The sequence below is a fragment of the Bradyrhizobium genomosp. III genome, from assembly GCF_000261705.1.
Lineage (GTDB): Bacteria > Pseudomonadota > Alphaproteobacteria > Rhizobiales > Xanthobacteraceae > Bradyrhizobium > Bradyrhizobium ottawaense.
The window spans coordinates 1-20300 of record NZ_AJQF01000012.1 but is presented as its reverse complement, the minus strand read 5'-3'; the positions used below and the strand labels follow the sequence as shown (position 1 = coordinate 20300).

General features: G+C 64.0%; 20 protein-coding genes. 11 read left to right on the top strand and 9 right to left on the bottom strand.

What is annotated here, in order from left to right; genetic code table 11:
• A partial coding sequence (locus IC66_RS0100790) for a c-type cytochrome (protein ID WP_038946322.1) occupies nt 1-673 on the top strand: 673 nt, incomplete at its 5' end.
• On the opposite strand, the gene IC66_RS0100785 is transcribed toward IC66_RS0100790, so the two are convergent.
• Nucleotides 670-1638: a catechol 2,3-dioxygenase gene (locus IC66_RS0100785; RefSeq protein ID WP_038946321.1), complete on the bottom strand. Its 969-nt coding sequence runs from the start codon at nt 1636-1638 to the stop codon at nt 670-672. The two genes, IC66_RS0100790 and IC66_RS0100785, sit on opposite strands and share 4 nt — an antisense overlap.
• A 418-nt stretch (nt 1639-2056) precedes the next feature.
• Here IC66_RS0100785 and IC66_RS0100780 point away from each other — a divergent pair, with 418 nt between their 5' ends.
• The 3 genes from IC66_RS0100780 (at nt 2057) to IC66_RS0100770 (ending at nt 5139) form a co-directional block, all read left to right on the top strand.
• The gene (locus IC66_RS0100780) at nt 2057-3796 is read left to right on the top strand and encodes an ATP-binding protein (RefSeq protein WP_026202466.1); all 1740 of its coding nucleotides are present in this window, start codon (nt 2057-2059) and stop codon (nt 3794-3796) included.
• A gap of 238 nt (nt 3797-4034) precedes the next feature.
• The gene (locus IC66_RS0100775) at nt 4035-4613 is read left to right on the top strand and encodes a peroxidase-related enzyme (protein WP_038946319.1); all 579 of its coding nucleotides are present in this window, start codon (nt 4035-4037) and stop codon (nt 4611-4613) included.
• A 10-nt stretch (nt 4614-4623) separates the two neighbouring features.
• Nucleotides 4624-5139: an MgtC/SapB family protein gene (locus tag IC66_RS0100770; RefSeq protein WP_038946318.1), complete on the top strand. Its 516-nt coding sequence runs from the start codon at nt 4624-4626 to the stop codon at nt 5137-5139.
• A gap of 216 nt (nt 5140-5355) precedes the next feature.
• Here the strand turns inward: IC66_RS0100770 and IC66_RS0100760 are convergent, their stop codons facing one another.
• The 5 genes from IC66_RS0100760 to IC66_RS47490 all read right to left on the bottom strand — a co-directional run bounded on the left by IC66_RS0100760 (nt 5356) and on the right by IC66_RS47490 (nt 12142).
• Nucleotides 5356-6501, bottom strand: a complete 1146-nt coding sequence (locus IC66_RS0100760) for a PepSY-associated TM helix domain-containing protein (RefSeq protein ID WP_038946316.1) — start codon at nt 6499-6501, stop codon at nt 5356-5358.
• Nucleotides 6502-6509: 8 nt separating this feature from the next.
• Complete coding sequence (locus IC66_RS0100755; protein WP_038946315.1) at nt 6510-8474, bottom strand: TonB-dependent siderophore receptor; 1965 nt, start codon at nt 8472-8474, stop codon at nt 6510-6512.
• Between the two features lie 553 nt (nt 8475-9027).
• The gene (locus tag IC66_RS0100750) at nt 9028-11604 is read right to left on the bottom strand and encodes an HAD-IC family P-type ATPase (RefSeq protein ID WP_038946314.1); all 2577 of its coding nucleotides are present in this window, start codon (nt 11602-11604) and stop codon (nt 9028-9030) included.
• Nucleotides 11601-11768 (bottom strand): hypothetical protein, encoded by a 168-nt coding sequence (locus IC66_RS47495; RefSeq protein ID WP_162832235.1) that lies wholly within the window; start codon nt 11766-11768, stop codon nt 11601-11603. Before IC66_RS47495 ends, IC66_RS0100750 begins: the two co-directional genes overlap by 4 nt.
• A 230-nt stretch (nt 11769-11998) precedes the next feature.
• A complete protein-coding gene (locus IC66_RS47490; protein WP_162832236.1) occupies nt 11999-12142 on the bottom strand; it encodes a hypothetical protein in 144 nt (47 codons plus the stop codon).
• Between the two features lie 267 nt (nt 12143-12409).
• Between IC66_RS47490 and IC66_RS47485 the strand changes: the two genes are divergently transcribed.
• Nucleotides 12410-12565 (top strand): hypothetical protein, encoded by a 156-nt coding sequence (locus IC66_RS47485; RefSeq protein ID WP_162832237.1) that lies wholly within the window; start codon nt 12410-12412, stop codon nt 12563-12565.
• Between the two features lie 52 nt (nt 12566-12617).
• Here IC66_RS47485 and IC66_RS0100730 read toward each other — a convergent pair whose 3' ends face one another.
• Nucleotides 12618-13247, bottom strand: a complete 630-nt coding sequence (locus IC66_RS0100730; RefSeq protein WP_038946313.1) for a ParB-like protein — start codon at nt 13245-13247, stop codon at nt 12618-12620.
• 333 nt (nt 13248-13580) lie between these two features.
• On the opposite strand from IC66_RS0100730, the gene IC66_RS0100720 reads away from it, so the two are divergent.
• The 6 genes from IC66_RS0100720 (at nt 13581) to IC66_RS0100695 (ending at nt 18353) form a co-directional block, all read left to right on the top strand.
• A complete protein-coding gene (locus IC66_RS0100720; protein WP_028145252.1) occupies nt 13581-13922 on the top strand; it encodes a hypothetical protein in 342 nt (113 codons plus the stop codon).
• A 223-nt stretch (nt 13923-14145) separates the two neighbouring features.
• On the top strand, nt 14146-14433 hold the full coding sequence (locus IC66_RS0100715) for an acyl carrier protein (protein ID WP_007592476.1): 288 nt from the start codon (nt 14146-14148) through the stop codon (nt 14431-14433).
• Nucleotides 14434-14443: 10 nt separating this feature from the next.
• Nucleotides 14444-14914 (top strand): 3-hydroxyacyl-ACP dehydratase FabZ family protein, encoded by a 471-nt coding sequence (locus tag IC66_RS0100710; RefSeq protein WP_028145253.1) that lies wholly within the window; start codon nt 14444-14446, stop codon nt 14912-14914.
• Nucleotides 14911-16116, top strand: a complete 1206-nt coding sequence (locus IC66_RS0100705; RefSeq protein ID WP_038946311.1) for a beta-ketoacyl-ACP synthase — start codon at nt 14911-14913, stop codon at nt 16114-16116. The genes IC66_RS0100710 and IC66_RS0100705 overlap by 4 nt, the downstream gene beginning before the upstream one ends.
• 18 nt (nt 16117-16134) lie before the next feature.
• On the top strand, nt 16135-17412 hold the full coding sequence (locus IC66_RS0100700; protein ID WP_028145255.1) for a beta-ketoacyl-ACP synthase: 1278 nt from the start codon (nt 16135-16137) through the stop codon (nt 17410-17412).
• Between the two features lie 8 nt (nt 17413-17420).
• Nucleotides 17421-18353 carry a lipid A biosynthesis lauroyl acyltransferase gene (locus tag IC66_RS0100695; RefSeq protein ID WP_038946310.1) on the top strand — a complete coding sequence of 311 codons (933 nt, stop codon included), beginning with the start codon at nt 17421-17423 and terminating at the stop codon, nt 18351-18353.
• 103 nt (nt 18354-18456) lie between these two features.
• Here IC66_RS0100695 and IC66_RS0100690 read toward each other — a convergent pair whose 3' ends face one another.
• Nucleotides 18457-19581: a polyamine ABC transporter substrate-binding protein gene (locus IC66_RS0100690; protein WP_038946309.1), complete on the bottom strand. Its 1125-nt coding sequence runs from the start codon at nt 19579-19581 to the stop codon at nt 18457-18459.
• Nucleotides 19582-19583: 2 nt separating this feature from the next.
• On the bottom strand, nt 19584-20300 hold a 717-nt coding region (locus IC66_RS0100685; protein ID WP_038946308.1), incomplete at its 5' end, for an aminotransferase class I/II-fold pyridoxal phosphate-dependent enzyme.

Below are 20300 nucleotides of genomic sequence, written 5' to 3'. Positions count from 1 at the left end.
CAGCGGCTGCCACTCGCCGCGCAATGCGCTCGGCGCCGAGCAACGCAAGGCCTATCTCGCCGGAGGCTTCGCCGAAGGCTGGGAAGCGCCGCCCCTGACCTCGCTCTCTCACGCCCCGATCCCGTGGAGCGAGGACGAGCTGTTCGCCTATTTGCGCACCGGCCATTCGCGCTATCACGGCGTCGCCGCCGGCCCGATGGCGCCTGTTGTCAGGGATCTCAAGGCCCTGCCCGATCAGGATATTCGCGCGATGGCGGTCTATCTCAACTCGTTCAACGACACCGCAGCCGATGCGCCGGAGGTGCTCGCCGCGAAGCTGGAGAGCGCGACGCAGGTTACGATCGGCTCCTCCACCGGCGCACGGCTCTATCGAGGCGCCTGCGCCGTCTGCCACGAGGTCGGCGGCCTGCCACTGTTCGGCAGCCGGCCCTCGCTCGCGCTCAACAGCAATCTGCACAGCGCAACGTCGGACAATCTCGTGCAGGTGATCCTGCACGGTATCGCCGAGCCGGTGTCGAGCGACCTTGGCTACATGCCGGCGTTCAGGAACAGCATGAGCGACGCGCAGGTGGAGGAGCTCGTCAGCTTCCTGCGCGGCCAGTTCGCGCCGGACAAGCCGGCGTGGACCGGCATCCGCGAGACGATCGCGAGGGTGCGCGGCTCAATCCACTAAGCGTGCTTCTTCACTTCCACCGGCGGCGTGCCGTGGGTGTGGAAGGACTCGATCGTCTTCAGCCCCCACGCCTGGCCCTTCTTGCGCTCCTCCTCGGTCCACACGATCGGCTTCCAGTCCGGCGCGAGGATCAGGCGCGCGCCGGCATTGGCGACTTCGACGCGGTTGCCTCCGGGCTCGTAGACGTAGAGGAAGAAGGTCTGCTGGATCGCGTGCTTGTGCGGGCCGGTCTCGATGTGGATGCCGTTCTCCAGGAAGATGTCGGCAGCGCGCAGAATTTCCTCGCGGCTGTCAAGCGCGTAGGTGACGTGGTGGAAGCGGCCCGGCACGCCTGAATGGTCGAGCGAATAGGCGAAATCGTAGCTCTTGTTCGACATCGTCAGCCACATCGCAGCTTCACGGCCATCATTGAGCACGATCTGCTCGGTGAGGCGGCAGCCGAGATAATTCTCGAAGAACTCGCGGTTGGCCTTGATGTCGACGGCGAGGCAGTTGAGATGATCGAGGCGGCGGACATTGACGCCGCGCGCGGGGAAGCGCTGCGCCTGGTTCTTCAGCGCCGGCTTCAGCTCGGGCGGTGCCTGATACCATTCGGTCTCGTAATAGAGCTCGACGACGTGGCCGTCAGGGTCGCGGCAGCGGAAGGTCGGCCCCTGCCCCATGTCGCCGTCGATCCAGCCGATATCGAAGCCGGAGCCTTTCAGCGCGGCGACGCGGCGCTCCAGCGCCTGCTGGCTGCGCGCGCGCAGCGCCATGTGCTCCATGCCCGAAGTCTTGGACGCCGTCAGCTTGAGCGAATAGCGCTCGTAATCGTCCCAGCCGCGCAAGTAAACCGACTCGCCCTTCTGGCCGCTGAGGGTCATGCCCATGACGTCAACGAAGAATTTCAGGCTCTCATCGGGCTTGGGCGTCAGCAGCTCCATATGGCCGAGATGAGCGAGATCGAGGATCGGTTCGGGCAGCATGGCTTTCCTCCAGGGCACAGCTGGCGATCCGCCGACCGGATCGCATCATCGGGAGCAAGGCTGCAACGCGCTCTGCACCCGGAGACGGTCACAAGGTCCGCCAGCCTATTTGTACTAATGTACAAATGATTAGGTCCCGTCAACAAATCAACCACCCCTGGATCGAAGGAAGACGTCCCCCGAACGGTGGACTGACTGGCCTGATGGTAAAATGTTCCTTAATTGCCTTTCGGCTCCAACGGCCCGAAATTGCGCCAATTCCCCGCCGTTTCCGCCAGTAAGTACGCAATCGGAATAAACCTCGCGGCCGAATTGTCGCGGATTTAACGAAGTGCCCGCGCCCGGCGCTTAACCGTTTGTGCAGCCACGGCCGCGCATAGTCCGAGCAGATCCCTTGCTCTTGCCAGGTTCATTCATCGTGACATCCTTTGGACGCGTGATTTCGGTTCGCGGATCGCTGGCCCGAGTCGGGCTGCTGGCAGAAAGCCAGATGCCTATCTCGGAAGTTCGGGCGACCGTCGGCCGCTTCGTCAGTATTCGCAGCGCCAGCTCGGTCATCGTTGCGATGATCACCGAGGTGTCCTGCGAGAACCTGTCGAGCAGCGACAGTTATATCGCGGTTGCCTCGGTCGACCTGCTCGGCGAGATCCTCAACGCCAGCGACAAGCCGAAATTCCAGCGCGGCGTCACCAACTATCCGACCATCGGCGATTCCGTCGATCTGATTACCAGCCAGGAGCTGCGCACGATCTACGCGCCGACCGGCTCGGACCAGATCAATGTCGGCTTCCTCCAGCAGGATCGCTCGGTCGTCGCCTATGTCGATGTCGAGGAAATGCTGTCCAAGCATTTTGCAGTGCTGGGATCGACCGGCGTCGGCAAGTCCACCGGCGTGTCGCTGCTGCTCAACGAGATCCTGAAGGCGCGCCCGAACCTGCGCATCTTCCTGCTCGACGTGCACAACGAATATGGCCGCTGCTTCGGCGACCGCGCGCTGGTGCTCAACCCGCGAAACCTGAAGCTGCCGTTCTGGCTGTTCAATTTCGAGGAAATCGTCGACGTGCTGTTCGGCGGCCGCGCCGGCGTGCCCGAGGAGCTCGACATCCTGGCCGAGGTGATCCCGCTCGCCAAGGGCGTCTACACCCAATATCAGAACGCCGACCGCATCGGCCTCAAGCGCATCGATCCCAAGCAGATCGGCTACACCGTCGACACCCCGGTGCCGTACCGCCTGGTCGACCTGATGTCGCTGATCGACGAGCGCATGGGCAAGCTCGAGAACCGCTCCTCGCGCATCATCTATCACAAGCTGATTTCGCGCATCGAAGCGGTGCGCAACGACCCCCGCTACGCCTTCATGTTCGACAACGCCAATGTCGGCGGCGACACCATGGCCGAGGTCATCAGCCATCTGTTCCGCCTGCCGGCGAACGGCAAGCCGATGACGGTGATGCAGCTCGCCGGCTTCCCCGCCGAGGTCATCGATTCCGTCGTCTCGGTGCTGTGCCGCATGGCCTTCGATTTCGGCCTGTGGAGCGACGGCGTCTCGCCCCTGCTGTTCGTCTGCGAGGAAGCGCACCGCTACGCCTCCGCCGACCGCAATATCGGCTTCGGCCCGACCCGCAAGGCGGTGTCGCGCATCGCCAAGGAAGGCCGCAAATACGGAGTCTATCTCGGCCTCATCACCCAGCGTCCGGCCGAGCTCGACGCCACCATCATCTCCCAGTGCAACACGCTGTTCACGATGCGTCTTGCCAACGAGCGCGACCAGGCGCTGCTGCGCGCCGCGGTGTCGGACGCCGCCGCGAACCTGCTCTCCTTTGTGCCCTCGCTTGGCACGCGTGAAGTGCTGGCCTTCGGCGAAGGCGTCGCACTGCCGACCCGGTTGCGCTTCAAGGAGGTGCCACCGCACCAATTGCCGCGCGGCGAGGCTACCATCAGCAGCGTGCCTTCGGTCACCTCCGGCCATGACATGCATTTCGTCAGCGCCGTGCTCGAACGCTGGCGCGGCGCCACCTCGCAGCGCGACGTGCCGAACGACCCTGTGTTCTCGGCTCCGCCCGCCAAGACGCTCTCCAACGTCGAGGCCCCGATGCTGCAGCCCTCGATGGGGCTCGATCCGGACCGCTTCTCGCTGTTGAAGAAGCCGCTGCGGTAAGGACTCTCGTGTCCCGGACGCGCATCAGCGTGAACCGCTGCTGCGCAGAGCCGGGAGCCATGCCACAATCACGGACTCTCGGAGACATGGGCCCCGGCTCAGCAGCGCACCGCACCGAACGATGCCTCGCATCGCCGGGAGCGCTGCGCTGCGTCCGGGGCACCAGACGTAACGACTCCTCTGGAGCCTCTCGCCCGCATCGACTATGGTCCCCGGCCGCAAGCCGGAATCCATGACCATGACACAGCCCTCACAACGTTTCCCAGCTCCCGCCCTCGACACGCTGCCCGATGACATCCGCACGCGTCTTCTCGCGGTGCAGGAGAAGAGCGGCTTCGTGCCGAACGTGTTCCTGACGCTGGCCTATCGTCCCGACGAGTTCCGCGCGTTCTTCGCCTATCATGACGCACTGATGGAGAAGGACGGCGGCCTCACCAAGGCCGAGCGCGAAATGATCGTGGTCGCGACCTCGGCCGCCAACCAGTGTCAGTATTGCGTGATCGCCCACGGCGCGATCCTGCGCATCCGCGCCAAGAACCCGCTCATTGCCGACCAGGTCGCGGTGAACTACCGCAAGGCCGACATCACGCCGCGGCAAAAGGCGATGCTCGATTTCGCGATGAAGGTCTCGGCCGACGCGCAGCGCATTTCCGAGGACGATTTCGCCGCACTCGCGCCGCACGGCTTCAGCGACGACGACATCTGGGACATCGCCGCGATCTCCGCCTTCTTTGCGCTGTCGAACCGGCTGGCGAATTTCACGGGCATGCGCCCGAACGACGAGTTCTACCTGATGGGACGCGTGCCGAAGAAGTGACGGACAAGACATGACCGAGATGGACTGGCCCGAAATCCTGCTGCGCCTCGGCACCGCGACGCTCGCCGGCAGCGCGATTGGCCTGAACCGCGACCTGCACGGCAAGCCGATCGGGCTGAAGACACTCGGCATCGTCGGGCTCTCCACCGCAACCGTCGTGCTGCTCGCGGTCCAGTTCGCCGAGCCCGGCAAGATCACCGATGCGGCGAGCCGTGTGATCCAGGGCATCCTGACCGGCATCGGCTTCCTCGGAGCCGGCGTCATCGTCCATGAGAGCGATCGTTTTCGCGTACGCGGCCTGACCAGCGCGGCCTGCACCTTCCTCGCCGCCTGTCTCGGCATTGCGTGCGGCGCCGGGCAATGGAAAATCGTCCTGGTCACGCTGGCCTTCACCTTCGTGCTGCTCACGATCGGCCGACGTGTCGAACGCTGGCTGCATCGGATGCTTGGCGGAAAGGATGAGAAACACGACGTCAGCCACGATATCGAAGAGCGCCACCTGTCGGAGCCGGATCGCCGTCCATAAGTCTCAGCGGGGTCGACCTGCACGGCGCCAGCAGACAATCGCCAGAACGACCGGCAACGACAACCCCAGCCACGAAAGAGCGTCCCAGAAGCCGTCCCCGACGAGCGCAACGCCGAGCCCCGCGCCGCAGACGACGCCGACAAGGACAGGCCAGCGGAAGACATCCCAGGCGCTCCTGTGAATCCGGAGCTGGTTCCGGGCGGGAATGGCCATGGGCTAGACGCCGACTGCCGCGGTCCGGCCCGCGTCGAGCGGCTTGCGGCGGACCGACGACTTTCGCCTCGCCACCCACAGATAGATCCCGCTGACGAGAACGATGATCGTGATGATGTCCAGCAGCGCCCAGATGATCTTCAGTGGAAGCCCACCATAGTCGCCGAAATGCAGTGGGCGCGAGACCTGAAGCGTCTTCAGATACCAGGGCACCTCGGGTGCCGCGATCGTCTTGCCGTCATTGGCATCAACGAGCATCGGCTGGAGCATGCGCGCCGTGAAAGGCGTCGCGCCCTTGGTCCAGACGACGAGGTGCTGCGGACTGCCGAAGCGGGCCGACGTCGGCATCGTCACCGAGGTGACCAGACGATCCGGAAATCTCGCGCGGACGAGTTCGACAGAAGCCTGAACCGACGGGATCGGAGCCACGGGCTTGCCGAGATGAGGCGCCAGCAAGACCGGGATCAGCTGCGCGCGCCACAGATCGAACAGCGGCGTCGCCAGCGTGTTGATCATGCCGGTGAGACCCACAACCATCGTCCAGGTCACGGTGACGATGCCGAGGAGATTATGGGTGTCGAGCCATTTGGCGCGCGGCGACGAGCGCCGGCGGATCGTGCCGAAATCGAGCCGCCGCATGAATGGCCAATACACGACCACACCGGATATGATCGACGCTGCGAACAGAAGACCCATCCCTCCGAGAAACAATTCGCCGGGCAAGCCCGCGAACATGTCCTTGTGAATCCGCAATACAATGTCCATGACGTCCTGATGGGGAGCCTCCTCCCCGAGCACCTCGGCGGTGCGCGCATCAAGCGTTAGGCGATGAAAGCTGCCCGGCGCCGGGATCGCCGTCGGAGAAACCGCGACCGTGACCAGCGGCTCCGTCTGCTTGAGATTAAGGAGCAGCACGTACTGACCGGGAAAGCGCGCCTGCGCCGCCGCGATCATCCGGTCGAGCGAAAGGCGCAGCGTTCCCTCCGGCATGGCGGGAGTTGCGATCTCGTCCTCGAGCAGATCGTCGATCTCGTCGTGAAAGACCAGCGGCAGCCCCGTGACGCACAGCATCAGCAGAAACAGCATGCACACCAGGGACGTCCAGGTGTGAATGCGGGACCACAGGCGAATCGTGCGTGCTTGAACCATGACGAATACTACCAGCGATAGCTGACCGTGCCCGTGATGGTGCGCGGGCTCGTGTATTGGCAACCGCCATTCGTCGTGCAGGCAAGCGTGACGCGATCGGCGATGTTCTTCACGTTCAGCGCCAGGTTGACGCCCTTCGGCTGACGATAATGCATGCCCGCATCCAGCACGACGTAGCCCTCGTTGACGATTGTGTTGGTCGTGTCGGCGAAGGTCGGTCCGTTGTAACGGATGCCTCCGCCAAGTCCCCAGCCGTCCCAGGTGCCGCCCTGGATCGTGTAGTCGACATAGGCCGATGCGAGCTGGCGGGCGACGAGCGTCGGCACCTTGCCGAGGTCGGTCCCGGTGCTCTGCGTCACCCTCACATCCTGGTTGGTGTAGGTCGCCACGAAGTTCAGCCCGGGCATGATCTGCGCCAGCGTCTCGAACTCGATGCCGCGCGAGTTCACCTCGCCGAGCTGGACCGAGAAGCCGAGATGTGATGGATCGGACGTGAGCGAATTCTGCCGCGTCAGGTCGTAGATCGCCACGGTCATCAGCAGGTTTCGCGACGGCTGATACTTGACGCCCACCTCATGCTGCTGCGCCATCGTCGGCTTGAACGGGTTTCCCGCAAAGTTCGTGTTGGGTGTCGGCAGGAAGGATTCCGAGTAGCTATAATAAGGCGCAACACCGGAATCGAACACGTAGGAGACGGCTCCCCGCTTGGTGAAGGCCGTGTCCTTCGTGTCGGTGGTCTTGTTGGTCGCCAAGGCGTAGGTGTTTTGTTCCGAGGCGTCGTACCGGCCACCCAGCGTGAAGATCCAGTTCTGGATCTTCATCTGATCCTGCACATAGACGCCGACCTGGTCGATCGTCTGGTTCGTCGAGGGGGTGGTGAGCGCAGTCGGAACGACGACGGCCTGGTCGTACACCGGATTGAGCTTGCTGAGCGGCGGCGCTGCTCCGGAATAAGTCCGGTCCGTCATGTTGAACGTCAGATAGTCGACGCCGGAGACCACCGTATGCTGAAGCGGCCCCGTGCTGAACTTGCTGATCAGGTGGTTGTCGGTCGACAGCGATTCGACCTGCTCCTGTATGCGCACCGCACGCCGCGGAAAGACCGTGGTCGTATCGAGCGGACTTCCGATGAACGTCAGATAGCGATAGTCGAGTTCGGTGTGGCCGTAGCGGGCCTTCGATTCGAAGACCAGATTGTTGCTGAAGCGATGCTCGAACTGGTAGCCGACACGCTCCTGCTCCTGGTCGAACTTGTTGTAGCTGGGATCGCCAAGGAAAAGCGGCAGCGCCGTGATACCGGTGATCTTCCCGCCGCTCACATGGGCCATCGACAGCGGAAAGGCGTTGCCGGTCAGATCGCGGGTATAGTCGGCGAGAATGGTCAGCGCCGTGTCGTTCGTCGGCTTCCAGGTCACCGCCGGCGCGATATAGGTGCGATTGTCCTTCACGTAGTTCGAGAAGTTGGCGATCTGCGCATCGGAATCCCTGAACACACCGGTCAGCCGGTAGAGCAGCGTGCCGTCCTTGGTGGCAGGACCACCGAAGTCGAAGGCACCCTGAAACCGGTCGTAGTTGCCGAACTGCCCGACAATCTCACCGAAGGCCTTTTCGGGCGGCCGCTTGCTGATGACATCGACAAGTCCGCCCGGCGCGCCCTGCCCATACATGACCGAGCTCGGCCCCTTGATGACGTCGATGCGCTCGAAACCATAGGGCTCGTTGCGGAACAGCGAGAGGAAGTTGGGATCGCCCATCTCGCGAAGCCCATCGCGATATGCGCCGTAGCCGTTGTTGTCGAAGCCGCGGATGAAGACATTGTCGAAGCGCGGGTCCTTACCGCCCGGCTGAATGGCGAGACCTGCGACATGCTGCAATCCTTCGACCAGTGTCGTGACGGAGCGGGCATCGAGCTGATCGCGACTGACGACGGAGACGGATTGAGGCGTCTCGAGGATCGGGACGTCGGACTTCATCGCAGCCGAGCTGACGACAGGTACAAATCCCTTCACCGGATCCGTACCGCGCTCCATGGCGACGGCGGCGGGCTGAGAGCCGGACTGGAGCACCTGTCCTGCCGCGCGCGATCGCGCAGTTCGGGCGCTCACAGACCGGGTGGTGCGCGATCTCGTGACCTGACGCTTGTTCGCGCGGCTTTGCTCGACGACGACCGGCGGAAGATCTGATGCTGCGCTCGCGCTCTGGGCTTGCGCGTTGCCGCCAAAAGCGATCGCCGGAGGAAGCACGACAAGACCGCACAGCATCGACACGCATCCGCGCTTCGTTGCGCGTGCGTCAAACACGAATTCCAGCATTCCCAGTCCCCGAATTTACCGGGACGACCATGCAAAGACTCCGAACGCACAATCAAAGTCTTTTGGACGTTCGTGTCGTAGAATCTATGTAGACTGGATCCATTCTAATGAAATGGCCTCAGCATCTTGCGCCGGCCCTCCACGGGCTGCATGAATTCCCGACGCTGACGATCCACCGCAGCGCGCCCCGATGACCGACCTGCCGCGTCACGATCTAGAATCGCAACCGCCGGCCCCAAACCGGCTTCAGCAGTTCGAGCGCCGTGAGTACCAGCAATCCTGCGCCGAGCGTGACCATCAGATCGTCCAGGTGCAGGGGACCGAACCGGAACAGACTGGACGCCGGCGGCCAGAACAGGGCCGCGGCCAGAACGAGCGCGATCGACAGGAATATCCAGAGCAAAGCCGGATTCGGACGGAAGAACGCCGACAAGAACGACGCGCTGAAGGACCGGTTGACCAGCACCAGCGCGACGACGCAGACGACCAGCGCGATGAAAGCCAGCGTGCGCGCCTCGTCGGGTGGAATACCGGAACGAAGCGCAACGACGAAAATCACCGCGATCAAGGCAAAGGCCATGACGCCTTGAAGAACGCTCCAGCCGACCAAAGCCCACGAGAACAGTTCCGCATCGGCGCGCCGCGGCGGGCGCGTCATGACATCGCGCTCCTCCCGCTCGGCTTCGAACACGAGCGAGCAGACCGGGTCGATGATCAGCTCCAGAAATGCAATGTGAACGGGCCCGAGAACCAGAGGCAGCCCGAAAACCAGCGGCAGCAGGGCGAGCCCCGCGATCGGAACGTGGACGGCGAAAATGAAGGCCATCGCCTTGCGGAGATTGTCGTAGATTCGGCGCCCCAGCCGGATGGATGCGACGATGGAGCCAAAATCGTCGTCGAGCAGGACGATCGAGGATGCCTCGCGGGCGACATCGGTGCCGCGGCCACCCATCGCGATCCCGATATGGGCCGCCTTCAGGGACGGCGCGTCGTTGACGCCGTCGCCGGTCATCGCGACGATCTCGCCGTTGCGCTTCGTCGCCTGAACGATCCGCAGCTTCTGCTCCGGCAGGACCCGCGCGAACACGTTCACGTTCCTGACGAGGGCCTCCAGCCCGCTCTCGTCCGCGAGCCTGATCTGCTCACCGGTCGCGACCTCGTTGACGTCGAGCCCGGCCTGCCCGGCGATCGCCATGGCGGTCGCCGGATAGTCGCCCGTGATCATGACGACGCGGATGCCGGCCGAACGACATTCGGCCACCGCCTCGGGGACATGCGGACGAAGCGGATCGGCCAACCCGACCAGACCGAGGAAGCGAAACGAAAAACCTTCCTGCGAGCTCGGCAGGGCCTCGCCGTCGCAGGTCGCGGCGGCCACGCCGAGCACGCGAAGACCGTCCTTGGCCATCGCCGCGACCGCATCCCGCATCGCGTCCTGGTCCGCACCATGCAACTTGCAGAGGCGCGCAATCGCTTCGGGAGCACCTTTGGCCGAGGCGAACACTCCCTGGGACGATTGCCAAACCTGGGTCATCGCCAGCAGTTCGGGACGCAGGCCGTAGGTGCGGATCAAGGTCCGAGCATGCAGGGTTTCATCAGCCTCCGGCAGGTTCGCCTGCGCGAACGCGTGCAGGGCCTTCTCCATCGGATCGAACGGTTCGGGCGAGCTCGCCAGAGCACTGCAACGCGCCAGCTCGAAAAACTCCGCTCCCACGGGCGCCGGCTGCGAAGACACGAGGCGGACGCTCGTCCCGTCGCGTAGCCTCAGCTCCGCGACCGACATCCGGTTCTGCGTCAACGTGCCGGTCTTGTCGGTGCACAGCACCGTGGCGGAGCCGAGCACCTCGATCGCGGCCGCGCGCCGCGTCAGCACCCGCGCCTTGGAGATCCGCCAGGCGCCCATGGCCATGAACACCGTGAGGACGACGGCAAACTCCTCAGGCAGCATGGACATGCCGATCGCGATGCCTCCGAGCATTGCCTGCAGCCAATCCCCGCGCAACGCTCCGTAAAGCAGGACAGCCGCCAGGCTGATCGCCGCGCCGCCGAGAAAGCAAAGCCGTACGAGCCGTGCGGTCTGCTGCTGCAGCCGCGGCGGCTCCGACTGCAAACCATGCAGCGACAGTCCGATCTTCCCGATCTCGCTGCGAGGGCCGGTGGCCTCGACCTCGGCGAGGCCCTCGCCTCGCACGACCAGCGAGCCCGAATACACGAACGGCAGGTCATCGCCGCCCGGGCGATGTTCGGCCAAGGCGACCTTTTCAGTCATGGAAGCCTCGGCGACCGGCGTCTTGAGGGCCTGCTTGCGAACCGGGACCGACTCTCCGGTCAGCAGGGACTCATCGACCGCCAGATCACGCGCACTGACGAGTACCGCATCCGCCGGAATCCGATCGCCTTCGGCCAGGACGAGGAGATCGCCGCGGACGACGTCCCGGCCCGCGATCCGCCGCCGCTCGCCATCCCTGACCACGAGCGCTCGCGGACTGGTCAGCTCCCGCAACGCCTCCAGCACGCGCTCGGTGCGGGTTTCCTGCACGATCGTGATCACGACGGAGATGGCGCCGAATGCCAGGAGAAGCAGCGCCTCGCGGAGGTCGCCGAGCAGCAGGTAAACCACCCCGCCACACAGAAGGAGAGCGAGCATCGGCTCGCGCAGCACCTCGAGCACGATGCGCAGGGGCGTGCGCCGTTCGGGCCGAGGCAGCTCGTTGTAACCTTCATGTTGCAGCCGCAGCCGGGCCTCGGTTTCGCTGAGCCCGGCCGAACCGCCGCTTTCTGTCCTGCTCACGTCTTCCGCCGCATGCTCCAGAGACTTCCAGCCCCCACGACGGCTGTCACGAGCAGGACGGCGACGAAGGTCTGGATGATGGTGAAGTTCAGGGCATCACGCGCGACGAACAACGCGGTGAGCGCGCCGGCAATGATAAAGACGATACGAAAGATGAGGCTCATGGTCATGTCTCCAGTCTTGCATGACTTGGAGCCCGGGCCCACGACGTCTGGGCACAACGCTGCTTCTGCAACCATGCAGAGAGACTTTAGCCCGTCACAGCGGCGCAGATTTGCGACAAGTCAAGCCTGATCCGGCCATCGCCGCATCTGGCCGGTCGACGGGTGCGACGTGATGTCCCGCCGCGAGCGATCAGCCGCGGCATCGCTCATGGTTGCAAGGCGCCGTGCCGCTAGCGCTTCGCCATCAACTCGAGCGCCGGAGCAAAGCGCTCCGCGAACGTCAACGACTTGGCGTGGTGAACTGCGGCAAACGATGCCGAAATTCCTGCCGAAGCGACCGCGAGCAACGCAATTACGAAAGCCAGACGGCGCATGTTCGCCTCCTGTGTGAGCTCGTCTACCCCATACAGATGGGACGGCTCTGTTTCAGGACGGTTTCATGGGCGCGGAAATTGATTTCACTCAAGCGCCTGTGATGGGATCCGGCTTATCTGGACGCATTCCGCAACCAACTAACAATGGTCGACGTATTTTGCAGCGGAGCCCGGCCGTGTTGGGAATTCTACGTCCGCGGACACGATCCTAAGCACTGCGGCGACCAGCAGCATTCGCTGGAATGGGAGTCATCAAGGACTATTCAAATGAAGATCGTGATCCAGAAGCTCAATGGCCTGTGGCACCTCATCGTCGGATCGTGCCTGATCCGAACGCCCTTCCTCGACACGCAGGATCGTGCGCTAGTGGTCACTTACGCTCGCCGCGCCTATCCCGGCGCCAGGATCTTCCAGCGCGACTGACGCGAGCGGCTGCGCATGATGGTCAGCTCACTAGAGCGATTCCCGACTGCCCCTAATCATCGTCCTCCGGACCGCACCAGCCGGGCAGATAGATCGCGTCCTTGCTCTTGGCTGCGGACATCGCCTTCTCGATCGCCTTGTCGAAATCGGCCTCCACCGTCTTGCGCGAGACCTTTCGGCGCAGGAAGTCGGCCCACAGGAATTCCGAGAACGGCGTGGTGTCCTTGGCGAAGCCGCCCAGGCGGCGCAATTCGCCGGCAAGGCTGCGGAACGGATCGTCCTTGAGATCGGCAACCGATTTTGGCAGGTCGCGAAACTGCCGCCGTTCGCCCTTGGCGTCGTAAGGATAGACCCAACGCTTGTTGTCCATCACGCCCCAGAACGCCTCGCGCTCGACCATGCGGAGGTCGCCGACGATGGTCACCAGCACCTCCTTGACGCCTTCGTCGTGCAGTGCGCGGCCGAGATGATGATGGTCGATCACATAGTAGCGCGCGTCGGGGCCGTAGACGACGGGGATCATGTGCTTGCCGAGCAGATCCGCCTGCTTCTTCTTGTCATGCTCGCGCCAGCGCTTGCGCTTCTCCTTGACCTCGCGCATGCCGACCGTCATCTGCGTCGGCCGGAGCGACAGGATCGTGACCGGGTGCACTCTCGGCTCACGCGCGTTGGTCGTGGTCATGGTCGAAGGCCCCTCGCATGGATGCACGGTTCAGGTTCCACGACTATGACATGGGCCATGCGGCGGCAAAACGTGTTCGGAAGGACGCGGAGATCACAAGCCGATGTAGAGGGGAACGAAGGTGTGAAATCCTTGGCCCTTGCTACCTCTGTTGTTGCAACGCAACCCTTGCATCCCTGCCGCCGACACGACGGCCGGTTCCGCGGTCGCTTCCCACAATCCATGCACAAATAGTGCGAGCGTACAAATGCACGCGGGCATTGCGAAGATTTTCTGCAACACGTTCATCACGTGTGCTATCTAAAATCGCTGCTTCGGAGTGATCCCCGCCCCATGACGACCCAGCGGCCCATAAGCTCTGACGACGAGCACCGGGTGCTCCAGTTCAGGCCGCGCACCTCGCCTTCCCCGACGGTCCACCGCGGCAGCGGTACCGTGCAGCCGTTGCGAGTCGCCCCCGAACCGCTCGACCTGTCGCGCTACGAGAAGCCCCGCGCCGAGCCGGACAATTTCCGCCATCGCATGCTCGCCAACATCGCGGCGCTGGCCTTCACCATCGCGCTAACCGCAATCGGAATTTGGCTCGCGGTCAGCATCGCCGACCTGCGCCGGACCCAGGATTGCGTGCTGATGGGCCGTCGCGACTGCGTCAAGATCACGACGCCGCACATCTAGGCCCACCTCGCCCCGGCCCCGGCGGGCACGCGACTTCAGCGGGGCATCCCCAGCCCCGTCTCACCGCCTGCCCGCCTCCATTGAACTCAGGGCGGCGCTCCGATATACGGGCTTTCGACCCGGCCAGAGGGGGGTTTGAGGGCGTCATCAGGGGCGCGATGCCCACCCACCGTGCCACTCTGGATAACCTGACAAATATCCGCAATATATCAAAGGCTTAGTGATGTCTTCCACATTCGATCAGGTCGCCACGATCATCGCTGAAACCTGCGACATCCCGCGCGACACGATCACGCCGGATAGTCATGCCATTGACGATCTCGGCATCGACAGCCTCGATTTCCTTGATATCGCGTTTGCGATCGACAAGCAGTTCGGCATCAAGCTCCCGCTGGAAAAGTGGACCCAGGAGGTCAATGACGGCAAGGCGACCACCGAGCAGTATTTCGTGCTGAAGAACCTGTGCGCCCGCATCGACGAACTGGTTGCGGCCAAGGGCGCGAGCGCCTAAGCGCGCGGTCATGCAACTCGAATACTTCCACATGATCGATCGCATCGTCGACCTCAAGGTCGACGAGAAGACGATCGTCGTCGAAGCGCAGGTCCCGCAGGAGAGCACCATCTTCGAGGGGCACTTCCCGGGTTACCCCTTGATGCCCGGCGTGCTCCTGATCGAATCGATGGCGCAGGCCTCGGGCTGGCTTCAGCTCGGCGTGTTCAAGTTTGAACGCATGCCGATCCTTGCCGCCGTGAAGGAGGCCAAGGTCCGCGGCTCGGTCTTCCCCGGCGATCTCATGAGCATCGAGGCGAGCCTCATCCATGAAGGCTCCGGCTATGCCATGACCGAAGCCAAGATCAGGGTCGGCGGCAAGCTGCGCGCGAATTCGGCGCTCACCTTCACGCTGATCCCCTTCCCCAATGCGGATATGCGCGGCTACATGACGAAAGTCGCCGAGCGCGTCGGCTTTCCGCAACAGGCCGTATCGCCATGACTGACACTGCTTCGAAGCCCGGCCAGACCGAAGTCTGGATCACCGGCATTGGACTCGCGACCTCGCTCGGCGAGGGCCTGGACGCCAACTGGGCCGCGCTTCAGGAGAAGCGCATCAATGTCGACGAGAAGGGCTTTGCGCCCTACATCGTGCATCCCTTGACGCCTGTCAGCTTCGACAGCCAGATCCCGAAGAAGGGCGACCAGCGCCAGATGGAAGCCTGGCAGCGCATCGGCACCTACGCCGCCGGCCTTGCGCTCGATTCAGCCGGGATCAAGGGCAACAAGGACATCCTGTCGAAGATCGACATGGTGGTGGCCGCCGGCGGCGGCGAGCGCGATCTCAACGTCGACACCGGTGTCTTGACGGCCGAGGCCAAGGGCGCGAACGCGCCCGGCTTCCTCAACGAACGGCTGATGAGCGATCTGAGGCCGACGCTGTTCCTGGCGCAGCTCTCCAATCTGCTCGCCGGCAACATCGCCATCGTGCACGGACTTGGCGGCACCTCGCGCACCTTCATGGGCGAAGAGGTCGCGGGCGCCGATGCTGCCCGCATTGCGCTTGCGCGCATCGCCTCGGGCGAGAGCGACATCGCGCTGGTCGGCGGCTCGCATAATGGCGAGCGCAAGGACTTGCTCGTCCTCTACGAATTCGGCGATTTCAACCTCAAGGACAAGTTCGCTCCCGTCTGGGCGCGCAAGGACCACGCCGGCTTCGCGCTCGGATCTGCCGGCGCCTTCCTGGTGCTGGAGTCGAAGGCGCATGCGCAAGCGCGCGGCGCAAAGCCGTTCGCAAGACTGTCGAGCGTCGTCGCCGACCTCGCCCGGCGCAAGCAGCCCGGCGACATGGCCGCGACGCTGGAGCAGCTGTGGGCCAAGCTGCCCAGGCGCGAAGGTAAAGGCGCCATCATCTCAGGCGCAACCGGTGCAGAGCCCGCAATGAGCGAAGAGCGCGGCTTCCTGAAGGGCCATGCCGATTTCCCGGTGCGTTCGACCGGCACGATGTTCGGCCACACCATGGAGACGCAATTCCCGCTCGGCATCGCGCTCGCCGCGCTGTCGATCTCGCGCGGTGCGCTGTTCCCGCCGAACGATTCGACGGGCACCGAGATTGAAATGCAGGGAGCGCCCACCCAGATTGTGGTGGTGGGGGCCGGACACTGGCGCGGCGAAGGCATGGCGCTGGTCGAGGCAGTTAGCTAGCTCTATCGGGGGATCGACATGACTGCACCACGCGACAAACTCGGGCGCCCCGTCGTCGTCGTCACCGGCATGGGCATCATGACCTCGCTCGGTGCCGGCAAGGCCGACAATTGGGCCAAGCTCGTTGCCGGCGAATCCGGCATCCGTACCATCACGCGCTTTCCGGTCGACGGCCTCAAGACCACGATGGCCGGCACCGTCGATTTCGTCAGCGTCGATCCATTCTCCTCCACCGGCCTGTCCGAGCGGATGGCTGAGCTCGTGACGGAAGAAGCGCTCGAGCAGGCCGGCATCGGCGCCAAGGCCGATTTCCCGGGGCCCCTCTTCCTCGCGGTTGCGCCGGTCGAGGTCGAATGGCCACAGCGACGCGAGCTCGGCCGCGCCGTCGGCGCGCTCGACTTCAACTATGACGATCTCTTGCGCATCTCCGGCGGCGGCAAGTACAGCGCCTATCATCACCGCTTCATGTTCGGCTCGGTGGCCGCGCATCTCGCCGAGACCTTTGGCACCAAGGGCTCGCCGATCTCGCTGTCGACGGCCTGCGCGTCCGGAGCCACCTCGATCCAGCTCGGCGTCGAGGCGATCCGCCGCGGCGAGACCGATGCTGCGCTGTGCGTCGCGACCGACGGCACCGTGAACCCCGAGGCCCTCGTGCGCTTCTCGCTGCTCTCGGCGCTGTCGACCCAGAACGATCCGCCGCAGGCGGCCTCCCGCCCCTTCTCCAAGAACCGCGACGGCTTCGTCATGGCCGAAGGCGCCGGCGCGCTCGTGCTGGAAAGCTACGAGGCCGCCACCGCCCGCGGCGCAAAGATCCTCGGCGTGATCGCCGGCTGCGGCGAGCTCACCGATTCCTTCCATCGCACCCGCTCTTCGCCCGACGGCAAGCCGATCATCGGCTGCATGAACAAGACGCTGGCCGATGCCGGCATGACGCCGGACCAGATCGACCACATCAACGCGCACGGCACGGCGACGCCCGAGAACGACAAGATGGAGTTCAACACGACATCGGCCGTGTTCGGCGAGCTGGCGCAGAAGATTCCGGTGACCTCCAACAAGTCGATGGTCGGCCACACCATCTCGGCGGCAGGCGCGGTCGAGGCGATCTTCTCGCTGCTCACGCTCGAGCATCAGCGCATCCCGCCGACGATCAACTACGAGACGCCGGATCCCACGATCCTGTTCAACGTCGTCGGCAACAAGGCGCGCGACGCCCGCGTCACCGCGGTGATGTCGAACTCGTTCGGCTTCGGCGGCCAGAACGCCTCGCTGATCCTGACCCGCGAACCGGCCTGACCGGACGCATGGCGCTGCTTCCTGCGAGGACGAAGGCCCGCGCGCGGGAGGCTGCGAAATCGATCGGCGGCAGCCTGATCGGCGCCGCCACCGTCGGCATGCTGCGTACCACGCGCTATTTCGATCCGGTCAAGACCTCGGACTTTTTCGCGCGCGTGGTGAAGCTGATCGGCCCACGCCTGCGCGAGCACCGCATCGGTCGCGCCAACCTCACCGCGGCGTTTCCGGAGAAGTCGCCCGAAGAGATCGAAGCCATCCTGATGGGCGTCTGGGAGAATCTCGGCCGCGTCGGCGCCGAATTCGCCCATATGGATCACGTCTGGGATTACGACCGCGACCATCCCGAAAACAGCCGGATCGAACTCCCGGCGCGCAGCATCGAGCTGTTCGACCAGATCCGCGACGACGGCAAGCCGGCGCTGATCTTTGCAGCTCACCTCGCCAATTGGGAATTGCCGGCGCTCGCCGCCGTTTCGCATGGCCTCGATGCCGCGATCCTCTACCGTCGGCCGAACATCGCATCTGCCGACCGCATCATCCAGGAGATGCGCCAGGTCAACATGGGCACGCTGATCCCGGCGGGCCGCGACGCTCCCTTAAGGCTCGCGCAGGCGCTCAAGGACGGCAAGCACGTCGCCATGCTGATCGACCAGTATCTGACCGGCGGCGTCGAGGTCACCTTCTTCGGCCGCAAGACCCGCGCCAACCCGATGCTGGCGCGCCTGCTCCGCCAGGTCGAATGCCCGATCCACGGCGTCCGCATCATCCGCCTGCCCGGCGGCCGCTTCACCGCCGAGATCACCGAGGAGGTCCAACCGGTGCGCGATGCCGACGGCAAGATCGACATCCAGGGCACCACGCAGGCGATCACCAGCGTGGTGGAGAGCTGGGTGCGCGAGCATCCCGAGCAGTGGCTGTGGCTGCACCGTAGGTGGCGGTAGTTGCGCCGTCACTGCGAGGAGCTAAGCGACGAGCAATCCAGAGTGCCCTCACCGAGAGATTCTGGATTGCTTCGCTCCGCTCGCAATGACGAGTGCGGCCCCTCTACCTTCCCGTCTTCACCTTGGTCCACAGCCGGTTGATGATCCGCTGCGTCGCCGGCTCGCGCGCGGTGATGACGAACAGCTTTGCGAGCGTCGCCTCGTCCGGATAGATGTTCTTGTCGTTCAAAATCTTCGGATCGACCAGCTTCTGGCTGGCGAGGTTGCCGCTTGCGTAGGACAGGAAGTCCGAGTTCTTGGCGGCGACGTCCGGACGGTAGAGATAGTTGATCAGCTCGTAGGCTTCCCTCACGTTCTTGGCGTCCGCGGGGATCGCGAGATTGTCGAAGAACATCTGCGCGCCCTCCTTCGGGATCGCGTAGCCGATCTCGATGCCACTGCTGTTGTCTTTCTTGGCCTCGGCCGCGCGAGCGCGGGCCTGCATGATGTCGCCGGACCAGCCGACCACGAAGCAGATCTCGCCGGTCGCGAGCGCGCTGAGATATTCGGAGGAGTGGAATTTGCGCACGGAGGGGCGGACTTTTGCGACGACATCGGCGGCCTTTTCGAGGTCAGCCTGCTTGGTCGAGTTCGGATCGAGCCCGAGATAATTCAACGCCGCCGGAAAGATGTCGTCGGCGGAGTCGAGCATGTGGACGCCGCAATCTCTAAATTTGGCGAGGTTCTCCGGCTTGAAGACGATGTCCCAGCTGTCGATCTTCGCGTCGGGCCCCAGGATCTGCTTCACCTTGGCGACGTTGTAGCCGATGCCCGTCGTGCCCCACATATAGTTGGCGGCGTAATTGTTGCCGGGATCGTAGGTCGCAAGGTTCTTGGTCACCATCGGCCAGGCATTTTCCAGGTTCGGCAGCTTCGACTTGTCGAGCTTCTGAAAAATATTGGCCTTGATCTGGCGCTGCAGGAAATAGGCCGTGGGCACCACGACGTCGTAGCCGGACTTGCCGGCCATCAGGCGCGTCTCCAGCGTCTCGTTGGCATCGAAGGTGTCGTAGACCACCTTGATGCCGGTCTCCTTGGTGAAGGCCTCGAGGACGTCTGGCGCCATATAGTTGGACCAGTTGTAGAAATTGACGACCCGCTCCTCGGCCCTGACAGGGGCGGAAAGCAAATTCAGCGCGGCGGCGATCGCGAGGCCAAGGCCAAACCCGCAGCGGCCGACATTCGTCATCTCTACCTCTTGCGACCGCGCACCGCGTCCGACAGCCGCTCCAGGGCGGTGTCGAGGGTCTCGTCCTTCTTGGCAAAGCAGAAGCGCACCACTGATGTCACGGGGTCCTGCTCGTAGAAGGCCGACACCGGGATCGCCGCGACCTTGTAGTCCTTCACGATTCGCCAGCAGAACTCGGTGTCGCTCTCGTTGAGCCCGAGCGGCGACAGGTCGACGGTGAGGAAGTAGGTTCCTTGCGACTTCAGCACGGGGAAGCCGAGGCTCTCCAGCCCCTTGGTCAGGCGGTCCCTGCTCCGCGTCAAATCCTTGCGCATCGACAGGAAGTAGTCGTCGGACTTGCCGAGGCCGTAGGCGACGGCGGCCTGCAGGTTCGGCGCCGTGGTGAAGGTCAGGAACTGGTGCACCTTGGCGGCGACGCGCAACAGCGGCGGCGCGGCGCAGACGAACCCGATCTTCCAGCCGGTCAGTGAGAAGATCTTGCCGGCCGAGCCGACCTTGATGGTGCGCTCGCGCATGCCCGGAATGGTGATCAGCGGGATGTGCTTGTGCTCGTCGAAGGTGACGTGCTCCCAGACCTCGTCGCAGATCGCGATGACGTCGAACTCCTGACAGTAGCGCGCCAAGAGCTCGAGATCCTCGCGCGGAAAAACCACCGCGCTGGGATTCAAGGGGTTGTTGAAGAGCACCGCCTTGGTCTTTGAATTGAAGACGCTTTTCAG

Coding starts and splice junctions, on each gene's coding strand:
- IC66_RS0100785 (WP_038946321.1), bottom strand. CDS start 1,638: ATGCTGCCCGAACCGATCCTCGATCTCGCTCATCTCGGCCATATGGAG.
- IC66_RS0100775 (WP_038946319.1), top strand. CDS start 4,035: ATGACACAGCCCTCACAACGTTTCCCAGCTCCCGCCCTCGACACGCTG.
- IC66_RS0100770 (WP_038946318.1), top strand. CDS start 4,624: ATGACCGAGATGGACTGGCCCGAAATCCTGCTGCGCCTCGGCACCGCG.
- IC66_RS0100760 (WP_038946316.1), bottom strand. CDS start 6,501: ATGGTTCAAGCACGCACGATTCGCCTGTGGTCCCGCATTCACACCTGG.
- IC66_RS0100755 (WP_038946315.1), bottom strand. CDS start 8,474: ATGAAGTCCGACGTCCCGATCCTCGAGACGCCTCAATCCGTCTCCGTC.
- IC66_RS47495 (WP_162832235.1), bottom strand. CDS start 11,768: ATGAGCCTCATCTTTCGTATCGTCTTTATCATTGCCGGCGCGCTCACC.
- IC66_RS47490 (WP_162832236.1), bottom strand. CDS start 12,142: ATGCGCCGTCTGGCTTTCGTAATTGCGTTGCTCGCGGTCGCTTCGGCA.
- IC66_RS47485 (WP_162832237.1), top strand. CDS start 12,410: ATGAAGATCGTGATCCAGAAGCTCAATGGCCTGTGGCACCTCATCGTC.
- IC66_RS0100730 (WP_038946313.1), bottom strand. CDS start 13,247: ATGACCACGACCAACGCGCGTGAGCCGAGAGTGCACCCGGTCACGATC.
- IC66_RS0100720 (WP_028145252.1), top strand. CDS start 13,581: ATGACGACCCAGCGGCCCATAAGCTCTGACGACGAGCACCGGGTGCTC.
- IC66_RS0100715 (WP_007592476.1), top strand. CDS start 14,146: ATGTCTTCCACATTCGATCAGGTCGCCACGATCATCGCTGAAACCTGC.
- IC66_RS0100710 (WP_028145253.1), top strand. CDS start 14,444: ATGCAACTCGAATACTTCCACATGATCGATCGCATCGTCGACCTCAAG.
- IC66_RS0100705 (WP_038946311.1), top strand. CDS start 14,911: ATGACTGACACTGCTTCGAAGCCCGGCCAGACCGAAGTCTGGATCACC.
- IC66_RS0100700 (WP_028145255.1), top strand. CDS start 16,135: ATGACTGCACCACGCGACAAACTCGGGCGCCCCGTCGTCGTCGTCACC.
- IC66_RS0100695 (WP_038946310.1), top strand. CDS start 17,421: ATGGCGCTGCTTCCTGCGAGGACGAAGGCCCGCGCGCGGGAGGCTGCG.
- IC66_RS0100690 (WP_038946309.1), bottom strand. CDS start 19,581: ATGACGAATGTCGGCCGCTGCGGGTTTGGCCTTGGCCTCGCGATCGCC.